General features: G+C 70.9%; 14 protein-coding genes and 1 pseudogene. 6 read left to right on the top strand and 9 right to left on the bottom strand.

Annotation, left to right across the window (positions count from 1 at the left end; translation table 11 throughout):
* Positions 1 to 101 precede the first annotated feature (101 nt).
* From AB0B98_RS04070 to AB0B98_RS04055, 4 genes are read right to left on the bottom strand one after another with little or no spacing between them, the layout of a single operon-like run.
* Complete coding sequence (locus tag AB0B98_RS04070; protein WP_238670049.1) at positions 102 to 482, bottom strand: zf-TFIIB domain-containing protein; 381 nt, start codon at positions 480 to 482, stop codon at positions 102 to 104.
* 22 nt (positions 483 to 504) lie between these two features.
* Positions 505 to 1,137, bottom strand: a complete 633-nt coding sequence (locus AB0B98_RS04065) for a phosphoribosyltransferase family protein (RefSeq protein ID WP_357360772.1) — start codon at positions 1,135 to 1,137, stop codon at positions 505 to 507.
* Between the two features lie 41 nt (positions 1,138 to 1,178).
* Positions 1,179 to 2,528, bottom strand: a complete 1,350-nt coding sequence (locus tag AB0B98_RS04060) for a glycosyltransferase family 87 protein (protein ID WP_357360770.1) — start codon at positions 2,526 to 2,528, stop codon at positions 1,179 to 1,181.
* Between the two features lie 50 nt (positions 2,529 to 2,578).
* Positions 2,579 to 5,101, bottom strand: a complete 2,523-nt coding sequence (locus AB0B98_RS04055) for a bifunctional diguanylate cyclase/phosphodiesterase (protein WP_357360769.1) — start codon at positions 5,099 to 5,101, stop codon at positions 2,579 to 2,581.
* A 647-nt stretch (positions 5,102 to 5,748) separates the two neighbouring features.
* On the opposite strand from AB0B98_RS04055, the gene AB0B98_RS04050 reads away from it, so the two are divergent.
* The 5 genes from AB0B98_RS04050 (at position 5,749) to AB0B98_RS04030 (ending at position 11,833) form a co-directional block, all read left to right on the top strand.
* The gene (locus AB0B98_RS04050) at positions 5,749 to 8,853 is read left to right on the top strand and encodes a BTAD domain-containing putative transcriptional regulator (RefSeq protein ID WP_357360766.1); all 3,105 of its coding nucleotides are present in this window, start codon (positions 5,749 to 5,751) and stop codon (positions 8,851 to 8,853) included.
* Positions 8,854 to 9,115: 262 nt separating this feature from the next.
* Complete coding sequence (gene moaC, locus AB0B98_RS04045) at positions 9,116 to 9,607, top strand: cyclic pyranopterin monophosphate synthase MoaC (protein WP_238670044.1); 492 nt, start codon at positions 9,116 to 9,118, stop codon at positions 9,605 to 9,607.
* On the top strand, positions 9,604 to 10,074 hold the full coding sequence (locus tag AB0B98_RS04040; RefSeq protein WP_357360764.1) for a MogA/MoaB family molybdenum cofactor biosynthesis protein: 471 nt from the start codon (positions 9,604 to 9,606) through the stop codon (positions 10,072 to 10,074). The genes moaC and AB0B98_RS04040 overlap by 4 nt, the downstream gene beginning before the upstream one ends.
* Positions 10,075 to 10,151: 77 nt before the next feature.
* Positions 10,152 to 11,408 carry a molybdopterin molybdotransferase MoeA gene (locus AB0B98_RS04035; protein ID WP_357360762.1) on the top strand — a complete coding sequence of 419 codons (1,257 nt, stop codon included), beginning with the start codon at positions 10,152 to 10,154 and terminating at the stop codon, positions 11,406 to 11,408.
* On the top strand, positions 11,405 to 11,833 hold the full coding sequence (locus AB0B98_RS04030; protein WP_091396665.1) for a molybdenum cofactor biosynthesis protein MoaE: 429 nt from the start codon (positions 11,405 to 11,407) through the stop codon (positions 11,831 to 11,833). Before AB0B98_RS04035 ends, AB0B98_RS04030 begins: the two co-directional genes overlap by 4 nt.
* Before the next feature lie 3 nt (positions 11,834 to 11,836).
* Here AB0B98_RS04030 and AB0B98_RS04025 read toward each other — a convergent pair whose 3' ends face one another.
* On the bottom strand, positions 11,837 to 13,303 hold the full coding sequence (locus tag AB0B98_RS04025) for a glycosyltransferase 87 family protein (protein ID WP_357360759.1): 1,467 nt from the start codon (positions 13,301 to 13,303) through the stop codon (positions 11,837 to 11,839).
* A 215-nt stretch (positions 13,304 to 13,518) separates the two neighbouring features.
* Entirely contained in the window at positions 13,519 to 14,064 is a 546-nt protein-coding gene (locus AB0B98_RS04020) for a DoxX family protein (protein WP_112583895.1), read from the bottom strand.
* A gap of 133 nt (positions 14,065 to 14,197) precedes the next feature.
* On the opposite strand from AB0B98_RS04020, the gene AB0B98_RS04015 reads away from it, so the two are divergent.
* Positions 14,198 to 14,746 (top strand): N-acetyltransferase, encoded by a 549-nt coding sequence (locus AB0B98_RS04015; RefSeq protein ID WP_357268109.1) that lies wholly within the window; start codon positions 14,198 to 14,200, stop codon positions 14,744 to 14,746.
* A gap of 23 nt (positions 14,747 to 14,769) precedes the next feature.
* On the opposite strand, the gene AB0B98_RS04010 is transcribed toward AB0B98_RS04015, so the two are convergent.
* From AB0B98_RS04010 to AB0B98_RS04000, 3 genes and pseudogenes are all read right to left on the bottom strand, one after another.
* Positions 14,770 to 16,008, bottom strand: a complete 1,239-nt coding sequence (locus AB0B98_RS04010; protein ID WP_357360757.1) for an ATP-binding protein — start codon at positions 16,006 to 16,008, stop codon at positions 14,770 to 14,772.
* A gap of 156 nt (positions 16,009 to 16,164) precedes the next feature.
* The gene (locus tag AB0B98_RS04005; protein ID WP_308193519.1) at positions 16,165 to 16,614 is read right to left on the bottom strand and encodes a hypothetical protein; all 450 of its coding nucleotides are present in this window, start codon (positions 16,612 to 16,614) and stop codon (positions 16,165 to 16,167) included.
* 470 nt (positions 16,615 to 17,084) lie between these two features.
* A pseudogene (locus AB0B98_RS04000) lies at positions 17,085 to 17,552 on the bottom strand (hypothetical protein); the annotation flags it as partial.
* Between the last annotated feature and the right edge of the window lie 360 nt (positions 17,553 to 17,912).

The raw sequence follows: 17,912 nt of genomic DNA, 5'->3' as shown, positions 1-17,912 counted from the left end.
ATTCAGCCTCGCATGAAGCATCGCGCCCGCCAACGATCAATGGCCCGGATGGTGTGCCCGGGCCGACGCGTGATCGACCCGGGCGGGAGGTCGGCCTGGGGTCAGCCGAACATCTCGTCGAGGAAGCCCTTGCGCTTCTTCTGCCGGTAGTGACCGTGGTAGCCGTGGTGCTGCTGCTGGTGGCCGTAGGCCGGCTGCGGCGGGTAGCCGTGGGCGGGCGGGGGCGGCGGCGGGACGGCGCCGTAACCGGGCTGGTGCGGCGGGGGCGGCGGGGGCGGGTAGCCGGCCGGCTGCTGCGCGGGCTGCCCTGGCGCGCCGCCGGTCTGTTGGCGGCTCCAGTTGGCCTCCGCCTCGAACAGCTTCTCCAGCTCGCCGCGGTCCAGGAAGATGCCTCGGCACTCCCCGCACTGGTCGATGACGACGCCGCTGCGCTCGTACTGGCGCATTTCTCCGTGACACTTGGGACAGGTGAGGCTACTCATCGCCCGACGGTACCTGGTGGACCTATGCAGTTGCTGTGAGCGCCTCGGTGACTTCTTCGTCGGACACCTCGTGGAAATCGTCGTAGTAGACGCTGACCGCGCCGAAGTCCGCCGGGCGTTGCGCGCAGATGACCTGGTCGGCCTCGGCGGCGAGCAGTTCGTACGCCTCCTGCGCCCCGACCGGGACCGCCACCACGACGCGGCGTGCGCCGAGTTGGCGGACGACCTCGACGGCGACGCGGGCGGTTGCGCCGGTGGCGAGGCCGTCGTCGACGATCACGGCTGTCCGCCCGGTGAGGTCCAGTTGTGGGCGGTCGCCCCGGTAGAGCCGTTCCCGGCGCTCCAGTTCGGCCTGCTCCCGATGGCGGACCTCGGCGATGTCGTCGCTGCTGAGTCTGCTGGCCACCGCGTCGTTGAGCACCTGGACACCGCCTGGCCCGAGTGCGCCGAAGGCGACCTCCCGGGCCCACGGCATGCCGAGCTTGCGGACGACCAGTACGTCCAGTGGTGCGCCGAGGCGTTCGGCGACGATCCGGGCGACCGGCACGCCGCCCCGGACGAGGCCCAGGACGACGACGTCCGGTTCGCCGATGAGCGCGGTGAGCCGTTCGGAGAGCACCCGGCCGGCGTCGGCCCGGTCGCGGTACGTGGTCATGTGTTCAGGTTTACGCCCTGACGCGCTGTTCCGCTCGGAAGTTACGCCGAAGTGGTCCGACCGGACCTCTTATCGGCAATCGCGGCGGTCGGTGTGTCGTCCGGGCGGTGCAGGGCGGGAGCCCAGGTCAGCAGGGCCAGCGGGTACAGCAGGTAGCCGAAGCGGGTCGAGGGCATCAGGGCGATGGCGGCGAGCAGCCCGTACCCGCAGATCAGTGCGGTGGCGACGGCGGTGCGGGGCGGGCGGCGGGCGAGCCGGACGGCGATGGCCACTCCGGCGGCGACCAGCAGTCCGGCGGCGATCAGCCGGCCGGCGGGTAGCGCGTTGGCGATCAGGTAGCCGGGGAACGGGGACTGCGCGGGGCTGGTGACCAGCCCGTGGCCGAGGGGGAAGCGCAGCACGTTCTCGGTGAGGGCGTCGCGGTCGACCAGCAGCGCCGGCAGTAGTGCGGCGATGGGCAGTCCGATCGCGCCGACGGCGACTCGGGTTCCGGAGCGTCGGGTCAGGCCCCAGACGATCAGGACGAGGGCTACCGGCCAGGCGAACAGCTTCAGCGCGCCGGCGAGTCCGACCGCGAGGCCGGCCCGGCCGGGTCGCTCGGCGGCGGCGAACGCGAGGGCCAGCAGGCAGAGCGCGAGTACGGGTAGGTCGTCGCCGCCGGTGGCGAGGGTGAGGGCGCAGATCGGCAGTACGGTGGCGGCCTGCACGCCGCGCAGCACTGCGGCGTCCCGGCGGCGGGTCGCGGCGGTGGTGGCCTGGCCGGTGGTGGCCGGTGTTCTGCGCAGGGCGGCCACTGCCACTGCGAGCGCCAGCGCGGTGCCCACGGCGAACCAGACCCGGGAGTCGGTCCACCAGGTGTCGAGCAGTGCTCTGGGCAGGCCGAACATCGCCATGCCGGGCTGGTACGGGGTGTAGCCCATCAGTTGCTCGCCGGGTGGGAGGGCGGCGATGGCGTCGGGTCCGAGGTAGGGCGTGCCGTGTTCCAGGAGGCGGGTGCCGGCCTGCTCCACGACCAGCACCTCCTCCTGGGCCCGGTCGGTGCGCCCGCCGGCCCGGTCGATGCTCTGCCAGGCCAGGGGCAGCAGTGTGGTGGTGGCCCAGGCGAGACCGGTGACCGTCCAGCGGGCCGGCAGGCCGGTCAGCCGGGAGGTTGGAGAGCGTCGACGCAGCAGAAGTTGGGCGATCACCGTCAGCGTTGCGAGCAGGTAGCCGACGGCGGCGACCGCGCCCCAGGCGCGGTGCGGCAGCAGGGTGGACGTGACGGCGGTGATCGCGGCGAAGGTGGCCGACACGGCGTAGAGGCCCAGGTCGAGGGCGAGTCCGTCGGCGGCGTTGTCGAGCGTGCGCCAGTGCCAGCGACTGCGGTGGGCGGTCGGGTCGTCGACGATCACGCGCGACAGTCTGGCAGACCGGGCTGCCCGCCCAGCGGGGCGATGCCTGCTCAGGCGGGCAGGTGTGGCAGGCGGTCGGGCTTGGAGCGGCCGGCCTGGCGGCGGTTCTGGCTCAGCCGGATCACCGCCCCGGTGTCGTGCAGCGGCGCGGCTAGGGTGCCCGGTCGGCCGCCCGAGCCGCGCTGCATCGCCGCGAGCAGGGTGCCGGATGGCATCGGCCGGGCGAACAGGTGCCCCTGGCCGGCGACGCAGCCCAACTCCCAGAGGGCCCGCCGCTGCGGCTCGCTCTCCACGCCCTCGGCCACCACGTCCAGGTCGAGGCTGCGGCCCAGGTCGAGGGTGGAACGGATGACGGCGGCGGCCTCCGCCGAACTCTCCATCGTCGTCACGAAGCTCCGGTCGATCTTCAGCTCGTGTACCGGGATCCGGGAGAGCAGTGAGAGGGAGGAGTAGCCGGTGCCGAAGTCGTCCAACGCCAACCGGACGCCCTCGTCGCGTAGCCGGCTGAGCACCCGGTCGACCACGTCGAGTTGGCTGAGGGTCAGCGTCTCGGTCAGCTCCAGGACCAGCCGGTCCGGTGGGAGGTCGTGGGCTCTGAGGCGGGCCAGCACCGAGCCGGGGAACCGCGCGTCGAGCAGGCTGCGTGGGGACACGTTGACAGCGACCGGTACGTCGAAGCCGGCGTCGCGCCAACTCACCGCCGCGAGCAGCGCCTGGTCGAGGATCGCCTCGGCGAAGGCCGGTAGCAGGCCCGAGCGTTCCACCGCCTCCAGGAACCGCAGCGGGTCGATCATGCCGTGGGTCGGGTGGTGCCAGCGGGCCAGCGCCTCCGCGCTGGTCACCTCACCGGTGCCCAGGTCGACTATCGGTTGGAAGTTGACGACGAACTCGTGGTCGGCGACCGCGCGGGGCAGGTCACCGCCGAGGGTGAGGCGGCCCAGGTCGGCGGTGTCCCGGGTCGGGGCGTACGTGGCGATCCGCTGCCCGGCCCGCTTCGCCTGGTACATGGCCACGTCGGCGCGGCGTAGCAGCTCGGCCATGCCGCCGTTGGACGGGGCGCCGGAGATGCCGCCGCTGGCCTCGACGCTGATTCGCATGCCGTCAAGGTCGAACGGCTCGTGCAGCGCGGCGAGCAGCGTCTCGGCCCGGTGCGCCGCCACCGCCGGGGCCGGCAGGCCGCGCAGGAGTACGGCGAACTCGTCGCCCCCGAGGCGGGCCACCAGGTCGGTCGCCTGGGCCGCGCCCCGCAACCGGTCTGCCACCTGCACCAGCACCTGGTCACCGGCGGCGTGCCCGAGCGTGTCGTTGACCTCCTTGAAGTGGTTGAGGTCGATCAGCACCAGCGCCGTCACCCCGTCGGCGCGGCGGGTGCTCAGCTGCTCGGTGCCCTCGTCGAGGAGGTGCCGGCGGTTGGCCAGGCCGGTCAGCGCGTCGTGCGAGGCCGCGTACGCGTGCTCGTCGGCGACCCGGGCCAGTTCGGCGTACGCCTGGGCGTTGCGCACGGCCGTGCAGAGCGCGGAGGCGAAGGTGCGCAGGGTGTACTGCTCCCTCTCGGAGAGCCGCACCGGGCCGCGGAAGCGCAGTCGGAGCATGCCGACGTCGACTGTCCGGTCGTGGCCTTCCAGCGGTGCGGGGACGACAGTGCCTGCCACGTCGGTGGGCGTGCCGGTCGGGCCGTCGAAGGTGATGCCGCCGGTGCCGCCGCGTACGGTGCGGCCGCCGTCGCGCAGCTCGATCTCGACCTCGTCGGCGGAGAACAACTCGGCGGCCTGGGTAACGGCGGTGGTGAGGACGTTGTCCAGGTCGACCACGTTGAGCGCGTCGGTGGTGCGGGCCAGCCGCTGCCACGCCTGCTGTTCGGTGCGGCCTCGGATGCGTGCGGAGTAGGCCAGGTGCAGGCTCAGGACCAGGGGTGGGACGGCGAGCAGTAGCCGGGGGTCCATCTGGAGGGTGAGCAGGGTCAGGGCCGCCACCACGAAACGGACCGCGTAGCCAGCCAGGCGAAGATCCAGGTTGCTGCGGAACTGAGTCGAGATTCTGGTGCCGGAGGCGAGCGCGATCACGGGGATCGCCAGCACCTCGTCAAGGAAGGCGGCGAGGAGGTACGCCACCGACAGGATCCCCACCAACTGCGGGGCATGCATGGCCGGCCAGGTCCAACCGAGCAGTGCGAAGGCAATGCCTGCTCCGGCCGCGACGAGGATGTTCTTGCCGACGCCGAAGGTCAGCTTGATCGGTGGTAGGCGAACCGAGGCGATGGTGATCCCGATGCAGGTGCAGAGCACCACCCATGGAAGGGGAGCAATGGCAGCCGCAATGACGATCGCGGCCTCGCTCCAACTGATCAGGTGCACCGTGGATCGGACACGTACGCGCGTCTTGACGAACGCGCCCAAGGCGATCATCGCGGTCAGCGTTACCAGGGTTGCTCCGTCGGGTGTCGGAGCCTCGGCCGCAGGGAAGGTCAGTCTCAGGGAGGCGAGCGCAACGATCGTGGCAGCAACGACGAGGAGACCGACGATCAGCCGTAGCCGTCGATCGGTCCCGTCATCGCGTCGTTGTGAAGAGGCCACGCAACTCCTGGATTACCTCGCCTGTCGTGCTCGCAACCATATCGCCGGGCGATGCAGAAGTCCTGCACCGATGTCAGCCCCACTCGTTTCCGCGCATTTCACCCCACCCCCTCCTTCGTGCGGTTGTCGGGCTCTGTTGGAGCCGACTCTCTACGAATGGAGCTTAAATGGGGTTGGCCCTAGTTAGGGATGATAAATGTCGTTATCCTCAACATTAGTTAATCCTGTGGGCATAAGTGACATTCTGTTTGCGTTCCGGTGCGGAGAGCGCTGGGATGCTCGCCTGTTGCATCCAGTCCGTCGCGGAATGTCGCGAGCCGTGGTGACTGATTAGACCGCGCCCTCAGTGTGGGTGCTTTGGTGCCGCAACTCATCCGCCGATTCGGTCGACCGCCGGCCAGCTTCCGGTAGGAGTCCCCTTCATCGACTGCGGCTTTCGCTCCTTCTTTCCGTGATGCGGCAGGAGTTGAGAACGTTGAGGCAACATATGGTTCTTGCAATGTTCGCATTGCACTCGTCGGGCCTGTTGCACCGGGCGGCCGCAAGAGCGTTCGCGTCGGCGGCTTGATTGGCGTCGGGCGTTACATCCGGTGCCCGTAAGCTTCGGGGCGTGATCGGCTGAATACCCCGCTGGGGCAGGGGGACGGGTGGACATTCAACTTCTGGGCGGCCTCTCAGTGCACCTGCTCGGTCGCAAGCTGCACCTGGGTACGCCTAAACAGCAGGCCGTCTTCGCGATGCTCGCGGTCCAACCCGGGCAACTGGTGACAGTCAACGACCTGGTCGACGAGCTGTGGCCAGACAGCCCGCCGCGCTCCGCGGTGCCGAACGTACGGACCTACGCCGCCAACCTGCGCCGAACCTTCGAGACCTTCGAGTCTGGTCGGGGCGTCATCGTCAGACAGCAAAGCGGCTACCAGTTCACCCTGGAACCCGAAGCTATCGACGTGTTCCGTTTCGAGATGGAGTTCGCTGCGGGCCGCGAAGCCCTGATGGCCGGCCGTATGGACCGGGCCCTGGCACGGTTGAGGTCGGCCGTGGCGCGCTGGCGGGGACCGATGCTCGCCGGCATGTCGCTCGGGCCCGTGCTCGGCGCACGCGTGGTAGCCGCCGAGGAGGAACATCTGCTGGCCGTGGAACTCCTTGCTGACGCGCAGCTCAGAGTGGGGCGGAGCGACCTCGCGATCCCCCTGTTGCGGGAGGCCATCGCCCGTCATCCCCTCCGGGAACCGGCGTACGCCCTTCTCGCTCGGGCGCTGCACGAGCGAGGCGACCACGCGGGCGCGCTCGTCACGTACGACGAGGTTCGGACGAAGCTGATGGCCGAGCTCGGCGTCCTCCCGGGTTCCGACCTTCAGGCTTTCTACCGCACTATCGTCTCCGCGGTGCCATCCCAGCGACCGGGGAAGCACGCCGTACCTCGTCCAGCTGGCCAGAGCGCCCGCCGTGTTTCGAAGGCAGCCTCGCCAGGCAGTGTCCTGATCCCCGAAGGAGCCCCTCGGCCTGAACCGGTGGATCACCTCCCCCGGGCGGTCACCGACTTCGTCGGCAGAGAGGACGTGGTGTCTCGGCTGCTGGCGGAGACCTGGCGGGTCGAGGAACGGGTGCCGGCCGTGCACATCATCGATGGCATGGCGGGTAGCGGCAAGACGACCCTCGCCGTGCACCTGGCCCGCCGGCTGTCCGATCGGTACCCGGACGGCGCGCTCTTCATCGACCTGTGCGGGCACGGGGAGAAGCACCTGGTCGAGCCAGCGAGTGCCCTGGTCACCCTGCTTCGACAGCTGGGCGTTCCTGCTGGTCGTGTACCGGTGGAGTTCGACGACAGGGTGGAGTTGTGGCGACAGGAACTGGCCCGCCGGAGGTCGGTGGTGGTGCTGGACAACGCGGCGAGCAGTGAGCAGATCATGCCCCTGCTGCCGGCCGAGCCGACCACCGTCGTGCTGGTTACCTCGCGGCGGCGTCTGTCCCACCTGGATGTCGGGCCCTCGCAGACGCTGCCGCTCCTGAACCCACAGGAGAGCGTCGATCTCCTCAGCCTGAGCATCGGTCGGGAAAGGGTTGAGGCCGAACCGGAGGCAGCCGCCGAGGTGGTGCGTCGGTGCGGGTACCTCCCACTGGCGATCCGGCTGGCCGGTGCGCGGCTGGCGCACCGGCGCGGCTGGCGGTTGGCGGACCTCGCCGAGCAGATGGCTGGCGATGCTCCAGCGCTGCACCATCTGGCTCAGGAGGAGAGCACCGTCACCGGGGCCTTCGCCGCTTCCTATGAGCCGCTTACCAGTTCGACCAAGCGTGTCTTCCGGTTCCTGGGTCTGTATCCCGGTAGCCGCTTCAGCACGCCGGCGGTCGCCGCGCTGACCGGGCTGACGATCACGGAGGCTCGTGCGGCGCTCGACGACCTCGTCGACCGGAATCTGGTGGAGGACCTGGACTCGACGCGATATCGACTGCACGACCTCATGCGGCAGTACTCCATCGAGCTGTGTTCGCGTACCGACTCCGCGAGCGACCGAAAGGCAGGGCTGGCTCACCTGCTCGACTTCACTCTGGCGGTAGCACTGAGGGTCGCTAAGACGCTGGAGCTCAACGACCTGGAATCTCGCGTCACACATCTCCCGTTCGGGCGACCCGAGTTGGTCGACGCCATCGGGGAGCCCACCCCTGACTGGTTGGAAGCGGAGCGGACGGACCTGGTAACGATGGTGAGGGCAGCGCTCGATGAGGGCTTCCACGAGCATTCGTGGCGGCTGGCCCGTGCCCTCTGGCGATTCTGTTACATCCGCGGATACTTCGAGGACATCATCACGACCCACCGGCACGCGCTGACGGCAGCGGACGCATCCGGGGACGTCGATGCAGCGGCATTGGTGAACAACTACCTCGCTTCCGGATATATCCGGACTGGCGACAACCGGGAAGCGCTGCACCATCTGACCCGCGCTGTCGCCCTCTCCAAAGACTCGCGGGACGTGCTCAGAACCGCGCGGTACCGCGCCAACCTCGCTGCTGTCTACTACTGGAGCGGCAACCTGACTGGAGCGGTGAGGGTCGGTTTTGAGCGCTTGCGTGACTACAAGGGATACGGCAAAGCCAAGGTGCCGATGGCGCTGCCGAACCTCGGCATGGCACTCACCTCACTGGGTCGCTACGAGGAGGCGTTGCGCCTGCATCGCCTGCACCTGGCGTGGGCCCGGACGAACTCCGACGTCTTCCACACACTCAACGCCCTCAGCCATATCGGCGCCGTGCGGGTCCGGATGGGCGATCTGCCGCAGGCGATCCGAATACTCCTGGCCTCGTTGGCGCTACGCGACCGCACCGGCCACCGGTATGCCGAGGCCGAGGTGCGCAACGACCTCGGGATCGCCTATCGGGGTCTCGGTCGGCTGGTGGAGGCCCAGCAGGAGCATGAGTTGGCCCAGAAGTTGGCGATCGGTTCGGGAGAGCGACACGTCGAGGCGGCCGCGCTGAACGAACTCGGGCGGACCCTGCTGGCGCAGGGCCGGGCTGACGAGGCGTTCGAGGTGCACCAGGAGGCGTTGCGGTTGGCCACTCGGATCGCGCACCCGCACGAGCAGGGCCGAGCCCTGGCCGGGCTGGCCGAACACTTCGTCCGCACGGACCCCGTCGAGGCCCGGCGGCACTGGGAGCGGGCGTTGGCGATCTTCCGACGGATGGGCGTGCCGGAGCGTTTCGAGGCCGAACGCCGCCTCGCCGAGTTGCCTGACGCAACCCCGGTCGTAGAGCGCTGACCAGCCTGAACGGCGCTTATCGATTTCTTATCGTCCGGCCCGATAGCCTCCCTGTCGTATCGGCGAACGGGGGAGGTTCTGCCCGTGGGCAGAACCGGGTCGTCGACACGCGCCCGCTGCCGGGTCCCCCCAGCGACCTCGGCGGCGGGTCGGCAAGGAAGGAGCGGCGTCGGGGCCGTCACGCCGTCAGCACCCGGTGCGATCGTCAGCGTGACGCCGCTCCTTCCGACCGCCGTCGTACCGCACCGATAGGCTCACGACCGTGACCGAACCCGCGCAGCTCAGCCACGTCGATCGCGCCGGCGCGGCCCGCATGGTCGACGTCTCCGCCAAGGCGGTGACGGGTCGGTTGGCCGTCGCGGCCGGCCGTTTGCGGACCACGCCCGAGGTCATCGACCTGTTGCATCGCGACGGGCTGCCCAAGGGCGACGCGTTGGCCGTCGGCCGGCTCGCCGGGATCATGGGGGCCAAGCGCACTCCTGACCTGATCCCGCTCTGCCACCCGATCGCCCTGCACGGTGTCACAGTCGACCTGCGACTGACCGCCGACACCGTGGAGATCACGGCCACCGCCCGCACCGCGGACCGGACGGGGGTGGAGATGGAGGCGTTGACCGCTGTTGCTGTCGCCGGTCTCGCCCTGATCGACATGGTCAAGGCGGTCGACCCGGCGGCCTCGGTGGAGGCGGTCCGGGTGCTCCGCAAGGAGGGCGGCAAGACCGGCGAGTGGGTCCGTCCGGAGGACCGGCAGTGATCCGGGCTCGGGTGATCGTCGCTTCCAACCGGGCCGCTGCCGGTGTCTACGCCGACACCAGCGGCCCGCTGCTCGTGGCCGGCCTGCGCGAGCTGGGCTGCCAGGTCGACGACCCGGTGGTGGTGCCCGATGGTGAGCCGGTCGGCGATGCTGTGCGGGCCGCCCGCGCCGACGGTGTCGATGTGGTGCTGACCAGCGGTGGCACCGGAGTGACCCCGACGGATCGCACCCCGGACGTGACCCGCGGCCTGCTGGACTACGAGGTCCCGGGCATCGCCGAGGCGATCCGCGCGCACAGTCGTGACCGGGTGCCGACCTCTGTGCTGTCCCGGGGCCTGGCCGGGGTCGCCGGTCGGATGCTGGTGGTCAACCTACCCGGCTCGACCGGCGGTGCCCGGGATGGCCTGGCCGTTCTCGGGCCGATCCTCGGGCACACCGTCGACCAGCTCCGCGGCGGGGACCACTGACCGCTTCCCCGCGGCGACCAGTGACCGGTGCGCGCCAGGCCCGGGCGGGTGTCGGTCCTTGCCGATAGGCTCGGTCGGTGAGCACGGAAACCGCACCCACAGCGGATCGGGTCACCGCACCCCCGCCGGCCGGGTGGGAGGAAGCACGTTCGCGGGTCTACGCGGTCGGTCTGGCCGCCGCGCTGCCCGCCGCCGCCCGACCACTTGTCGACACCGATGGGTCGACCCTGGCCGAGCCGTTGACCACCCGCACCGACCTGCCGGCGTTCCCGACCTCCAGCGTGGATGGCTGGGCGGTGCGGGGCAGCGGGCCCTGGCGCGTCGTCGGCCGGGTCCTTGCCGGCAGCACCCCTGAGCCGCTCACCGAGGACGACACCACAGTCGAGATCGCGACCGGCGCGATGGTGCCCGAGGGCGCCACCGCCGTGCTGCGGGTGGAAGAGTCGACGAGCGCTGACGGCCTGGTCACCGGCGTTCCCCGGGAGACGCCCGAGTGGCGGAAACCCGGCGAGGAGGCGTACGCCGATGAGGAGCTGCTGCCGGTCGGCACGCCGGTCGACCCGGCGGTGATCGGCCTGGCCGCCGCCTGCGGGCACGACACGCTGCGGGTCCGGCGGGCGCCGCGCGCCGCGCTGCTGGTCTTCGGCGACGAGTTGCTGACGGCGGGCCCACCCGCGGCCGGTCGCATCCGCGACGCGCTGGGCCCCGCGGTGCCGGCCTGGCTGCGGCGCTACGGCTGCCAGGTCCGCCCATCCGACGTGGTCGGCCCGGTGGCCGACACGCTGCCCGCGCACGTGGCGGCCCTACGCTCGGCGCTGGGCCACGCCGATCTGGTCTGCACCACCGGCGGCACCATGAACGGTCCGGTCGACCACCTGCACCCGACCCTGGAGGCGCTCGGCGCCGACTACGTGGTCAACACGGTGGCGGTCCGCCCGGGCTTCCCGATGCTGCTGGCCCGGCTGACCGGCCCCGACGGGCGGGCCCGGTTCGTGGCCGGGCTGCCGGGCAACCCGCAGTCCGCCATCGTGGCGCTGGTGTCGCTTGTCGCCCCGCTGCTCGCCGGCCTCCAGGGCCGGTCGATGCCGGTGCTGCCGCAGGTCACGTTGGCCGAGGCGGTGCCCGGTCGCGGTGACCACACCCACCTGGCGTTGGTCCGACTGGACCGCTCCGCCGGCGTCGCGTTCCCGGTCCGGCACGTCGGCTCGGCGATGCTGCGGGGCCTGGCCGGCGCGGACGGGTTCGCTGTCATCCGACCCGGCACCCGTGGTGAGCCGGGCGACCGGGTTCCGATCGTCCCACTGCCGTTGTTTCCCGGGGAGCGTGCGTCGTGACCGCACCAGCGATCACCTTCGGCGAGGTCACCGACCAGCCGCTCGACCTCGCCACGCACGAGGCGGCGGTCGCCGACCGCCGGGCCGGCGCCGTGGTGTCGTTCCAGGGCGTGGTCCGCGACCACGACCACGGTCGACAGGTCACCAGCCTGGAGTACGAGGGGCACCCGAGCGCCGCACAGGTGCTGCGCGAGGTGGCCGCCGAGATCGCCGCGGAGCCCGACGTCTACGCCGTGGCGGTCTCGCACCGGGTCGGCCCCCTGGTGATCGGTGACGTGGCGCTCGTCGCCGCGGTGAGCACCGCGCACCGGGCGGCTGCCTTCGCGGCCTGCGCCCGACTGGTCGACGAGGTCAAGGCGCGACTGCCGATCTGGAAGCGGCAGGTCTTCACCGACGGCACCGAGGAATGGGTCAACTGCCCCTGACGCTCAGCGTCGGCCGTTGACCCCCACGGCCCGGGCGAGCCGGTCGCCGTAGAACGCCGGCTCCGCGCCTGGGCGCCAGGGCAGCGCGGCGACCAGCACGATCAGCGCGAGCGCGAGCGAGTTCTCCATCAGTGCCCCGAACAGGCCGTCCTGGTAGTGCGACATCTCCGGCAGTTGATGCTCGTACGGCCAGATCGGAGAGATCAGGAAGAGCAGGTAGAGCCCGATCGCGGCGAAGCCGTGGCGGAGCCCGGTCAGCGTCGGGTACCAGATCGGCGGGCGGAGCCCGTTGACCCCGGGTAGACCGCCGAAGACCGGCCCCTGGCCGGTGCGCTGCGGCATCCCCCGGCTCGCCTCGCGGCGACGTACTGCGGCGTCGGCCAGCACGATGATCGCCGGGATCACCCAGACCAGGTGGTGCGTCCAGGAGATCGGGCTGATCACGTTCGCGGTGAGACCGACCAACGTGAAGGCGGTCAACTCGTCACCGTCGGCGCGGGAACTGGCCGCCCGGGACAGGCCCAGCGCCAGGACCAGCACCGAGAAGGCGAGCCACAACAGCCCCGGGGTCTCGATCGAGTCGTACAGCCGGGCGAGCAGGCCGGCGAGGGACTGGTTGGGCGTCATGTCCGCCGCGCCGACCCGTTCGGTCTGCCACAGCACGCTGCCGAAGTAGGTCCGCGACTCGTCACCGACGATCGCGAAGGTCGCCACCGTCACGCCGATCGTCGTGCCGATGGCGGTGGCGGCCACCCGCCACTGACGGGTGATCAGCAGGTAGGCGATGAACAGCGCCGGGGTGAGCTTGACCGCGGTGGCGAGGCCGATACCGGCCCCCGCCCAGGCTCCGCCGTAGATGAAGCGCAGCAGCGGGCCGTCGGTGGCGGCGTAGTGGGTGCCCCGGCGGGACCGCCAGCGAAGGCCGATCAGGTCCGCCATGATCAAGGCGAACAGCAGGATGTTGACCTGGCCGTAGCCGAGGGTCTCCCGGGCTGGCTCGATGGCGACCGCGAGCGGCACCGCCAGGGCCACCGTGAACCACAGTGGCCATCCCAGTCGGTCCACGATGGGTCGGAGTAGCCCGGCCAGCACCAGCGCCAACGCGGCGATGCTGGCGGCGGCGTTGACCAGGCCCGCCACGCCGATCGGCAGCTGCGCCATCGGCAGCATGACAAGCCCGGCGAAGGGCGGATAGGTGAACCCGAGTGTTGTTTCGGGCGCGATGAACTCGTAGAGCTCGTGACCGCTCGCCCACCACACCACGGCACCGTGGTAGATCTTCATGTCGAAGAAGTTGTACGGCCGCCCGAAGGTGCCGATGGCAAGCCATGCGGCATAGGCGACGGCGGCCACTATGGCGCCCCGTACGACGTTCCTGCGATCGATCCCGCGCGTCACACGGTCGATCCCGCGTGTCACACGTTGGATTGGGGCGAGGCGGTCCGCCCGTCTACCGACATCCGTCGGCATGGCGTGGCCACCCCCGTACCAAGGTCGTCCTACCCGTCCAGGTCCTGCACGGAGCCTAGAACGGCGCCTCACGTCAGTGCCTCCCGCGTTATGCGACCGTGTCCGATCCCACACATGTTTTTGACATTTCCACCGCGTTAACGCCTACCGGGTGGTTCAGGTAATTCGTGGCCTTAGCGAGGGGTGGGGGTGGGATGGAGACGGATCGACGCAGGTCAGCCGGGGAGTCGACGTGCGGTGGACGCGGAGCGGACGGCGATTCGGGCCTCGCGGCGGGCGGTCCGGACGGCGCGCTGCATGGAACGTCGAGAGTGGCCGATGCGATGGCCGGTCCGCCACCGCAGACCCGGCTTGCCGCCGGTGTCAGCCGCGGCGAGCAGCAGACCGCCGAGGAGCCCGAGGTTCTTCAGGACGTGAATCTGGTTGTTGTTCTTGGCGATCGGGTCGTCGTTGTTCCAGAAGGGATGCCCGGCGATGGTCACCGGCACCAGCGTGCCGGCCAGAACCAGCGCCGCAGGTCGGCTGAACCGGCCGGTGGCCAGCATCAGACCGGCGCTGACCTGCACTGCCGCGTTGAGCCGGATCAACGTCTCGGTCTCGGTGGGGAAGCTCGGGTGCGCCTTCTTCAACACCGGTGCGACCTTGTCGGTCACCGGTTTGGCGGCCACCGCGAGCCGGCCGGGGTCGCGTAGGTTGCGATACCCGCTGACCACAAAGATGCCGCTCAGCATGGCGCGGGCGAGGGAGCGTACGGGCGTCATGGATCAGTCATACCCCGTCGCGGCGTTTGCTACCCCGTCAACCGCAGGATCGGATTGGTGTTCGTACACGTACGCCACGCCGAATCGAACGACAGTCACGGATGGACGGGCGCTGACGGGTAACGTCGCGCGGGTGACCACGCTGCGGCTACGCCCCGAGGACCCGGCCGACGCCGGCCCGGTCCGCCGCGTACTGGCCGCCGCCTTCGCCCGCCCGGACGTGACGACGCCGCCCGAGGTCAGCCTGGTCGACGAGCTACGCGACACCCCCGCCTGGTTGCCGGAGTTGGCCATGGTCGCCGAGTACGGCGGTGAGGTGGTCGGCTACGCGCTGCTCACCCGGGTGCGGCTGCGGCCGGAGCGAGGCTCGGACGTGCCCGTCCTGGCCCTCGGCCCGGTGGCTGTCGCGCCGCACCGACAGCGTGTCGGGCACGGCACGGCAGTCGTGCAGGCCGCCCTGGACGCCTCCACCGAGCTGGGCGAGCGGCTCGTCGTCGTCCTCGGTGCCCCGGTCTTCTACCGCCGGTTCGGGTTCGGCCCGGCGAGTGAACTGGGCCTGACCGGCCCGTGGGCTGGCCTGGGCGAACCGTGGCAGGCGCTGGTGCTGCCGCCGTCCACCAGCGAGGAGGGCCCCCCGCCTCGCGGTGAGGTGCTCTTTCCGGCGCCCTGGTCGAAGGTCTGACCGGTCGACGAGATCGTTGGGGGTCAGGCCGGCTGTGTCCGCAGGTACCTGCCGAAGTGCGGGACGGTGAAGGCGACGGTGCCCCGCTCACCGGAGTAGATCAGCCCCTTCTTGATCAACGCGTCCCGGGCCGGGGACAGACTGGCCGGCTTGCGGCCGAGGGCGCGGGCGATCTCCGCGGTGGGCACCGCCGCGTCCATGTCGTCGCGGACCACCGCGCCGGATTCGCCCTCGACCGCGGACATCATGGCCATCGCCCGCATGTACTCGCGTTCGGCGGGAGTGGCCCGTTCGAACCGGGAACCGAAGAACCCGACAGCCAGTTCGGCCTCCGCCTCGGGCGCGGCGACCCGCACATCGGCGGCGGTGATCGGCGAGCGTGGCGCGTGGTCCCAAGTGGCCTTGCCGTACGCCTGGACGAAGTAGGGATAGCCGCCGGACTTCTCGTAGAGCAGGTCGAGTGCCTTCTGCTCGTACTCGACCTCCTCGCGCTCGGCGGGCGCGCAGAGCGCCCGGTCGGCGGCGATCCGGTCGAGCCGGTCGATGCGTTGATAGCGGAACAGCCGTTCGGAGTACGACTTGGCGGCGCTGAGCACGGCCGGCAGGTGCGGAAGGCCGGCGCCGACGACGATCAGCGGCGCGCCGAGCTGGGACAGCTCGTGGCAGGCGGCGCAGAGCGCTGACACGTCCTCCGGGCCGAGATCCTGCATCTCGTCGATGAAGATGGCGATGCCGGTGCCGACGTCGCTGGCCACGGCGGCGGCGTCACTGAACAGCTCGACCAGGTCGATCTCGATGTCGCCGGAGTCGGCCCGGCCGCTGGCGGCCGGCACGTCGATGCCGGGCTGCCACCGGTCGCGCAACTTGGCGGCACCGGCCCGGCCGGTCGGATTGGATCGTTGGGCGAACGCCTTGAGGACGCCGAGGAACGCGTCGATCCGGTCCGGTGCGCGGTGGCGGGGGGCGAGCTCTCGGACCGCCATGTGCAGTGCGGCGGCGACCGGCCTGCGCAACGACTGGTCGGGTCGAGCCTCGATCTTGCCGCTGCCCCAGAGTCGGTTGATGGCCTGCGACCGGAGCGTGTTGAGCAGGACCGTCTTGCCGACGCCGCGCAGCCCGGTGAGCATCAGGCTGCGCTCGGGTCGGCCCCGGGCGATGCGCTCGAGCACGATGTCGAAGACGTCCAGTTCCCGCCCCCGCCCGGCAAGTTCGGGCGGGCGCTGACCGGCGCCCGGCGCGTACGGGTTGCGGACCGGATCCACGCATCGCAGATTATCGGGCCATCTAGCTGCGGGGCTAGACATGGATAGATGGGGCTACCGGCGTGTCGAGACCGTCGACCAAAAACTAGGGCTGTCTAGCATGGACGCTAGACAGCCCTAGTTTTGGCAATCGGGCCAGCGATCGGCCAGCTCGGGCTAACGCTTCTTCAGACAGAGCACGTAGTCGAACAGGTCGACCGAGTTGTCGTGCACATAGTTCGCTGTCGCCTGCGGCGCGAGCGTCTCGCACCGGTCTCCGTCAGTGGTAGCCGGAATTCGCAGCAGCACCTGATAGGTGTTCGGGCCGCAGGGCACCTTACGGAGTTCCGCCTCGCTCTCACTGCCGTCGTTCACCACGCAGTCACCCCTGGCGAACTCCGCGCCCGGAGTCGGGGCGGCCGACGTCGGGGCGTCGCTGGGCAGCGCGGGTGGAACGCCCGGGGCGCTCGTCGACGGGGCACGCGCCGCGTCACTGCCGGCGTCGGCCACCTTCCAGATCGCCCAGCCGGCCAGGCCGAGGCACGGACAGAGCACGAGCAGCACCACCACAGCGATGATGAGAGCGACGTTGCGGCCGGTCTTCTTCGTCGGCGCGGCCGGCTGCATCCCGTAGCCGCCGGGAGGCTGCTGACCCCACGGCCCGGCCGGTTGACCCGGCATCGGACCCGCCGGCTGACCGGGCATCGGGCCCGCCGGTTGACCCGGCATCGGGCCGGCTGCCTGACCGGGCATCGGGCCCGGCGGTGGGTACGGCCCGGCCGGTGGGAACGGCCCGGGCGGTGGGTAACCCGGGCCCGACGTGGGCGGCGGCGGCCACATCGGCGTGGTCGGCGGCTCCGGGTTGGTGGGCGGCGGCGCCCACATGGGTGCCGTCGGTGGCTCCGCGCCGGTCGACGGCGGACCCCACTGCTGCCGGGTCGGGTCGTCCGCCGGCGGCGGGGTGCTCCACTGGGGCGCTGTCGGGTCGACCGGAGGTGAGCTGTCAGGCCCACCGGGCGGGCGCTGGTACGGATCGTCCGGCTGATCGGAACCCGCAGGTCCGTAGGTCGTCATGTCATCCCCTGGGGTGGAGGGTCTCAGCGTTGCTTGAGGCAGAGGACGAAGTCGAGAGTGTCCAGCTCACTGTCGAAGAAATACCAGTTGGTATAGCCCTCGACCTTGCCGCACTTGGCCTCGGCGTCCCGCTCGCCGCTGGTCGGGCCGTCGATCCGGCTCAGCACCTCGTACGACTTCGCGGTACAGCCGCTGATCAGCAGCTTCGGCTTGCCGCCCGCGGTGCCGTCGTTGCGGACGCACTGGCCGACCTTCGCGAACCGGGGATCGGCCGACGACTCCGGCGCGGCCGCGCTCGGCGCGGGCTCGACCACGTCCGCGCTCGGCTCACCGGCAACTGCCGAGTTGCTCGGCGCGGCTGCCGGTGCCGGGTCGCTCTGCCCACGGCGGAACCAGAACGCCCCGGCGACGGCCACCACCAGCAGTACGACGACCAGTACCGCGATCAGTGGCCCCCGTCCGCGCCGGCTCGGTGCCGGATCCTCGCCGTACGGGTCGTCGGGCCGGTACGGCTGCCCGCCGTACGGCTGGGTCGGCTGGTACGAGCCGCCGTAGGGCGTGCGGGGCTCGTGGCCGTAGGGCGTATCCGTCCCGCCGCCGTAGGGCCCGCCGGGCGTCGCACCGTACTGCGGGGTGGGTGCGCCGCCGTACGGTCCGGGTCGTCCCTGCGGCGCGGGCGGGTACGACGGGACCGCCGGAGGGTAGGACTCCGGCGCGGGCGGGTAGGGCTGCTGCGCCGGTCGACCGGGCGTCTCGTCGGGTCTCTGCCCACGCCACGGCCCCGGGTGGCCGCTCCCCGGTTGTCCGTAGTTCGTCATGCCGCCCTCCTGCACGAGTGGTGAAAGGCCGGC

The sequence above is a fragment of the Micromonospora sp. NPDC048947 genome (assembly GCF_040649495.1).
GTDB lineage: Bacteria > Actinomycetota > Actinomycetes > Mycobacteriales > Micromonosporaceae > Micromonospora > Micromonospora alfalfae.
The sequence above is the reverse complement of the archived record's forward strand: the minus strand, read 5'-3'. Positions and strand labels throughout refer to the sequence as shown.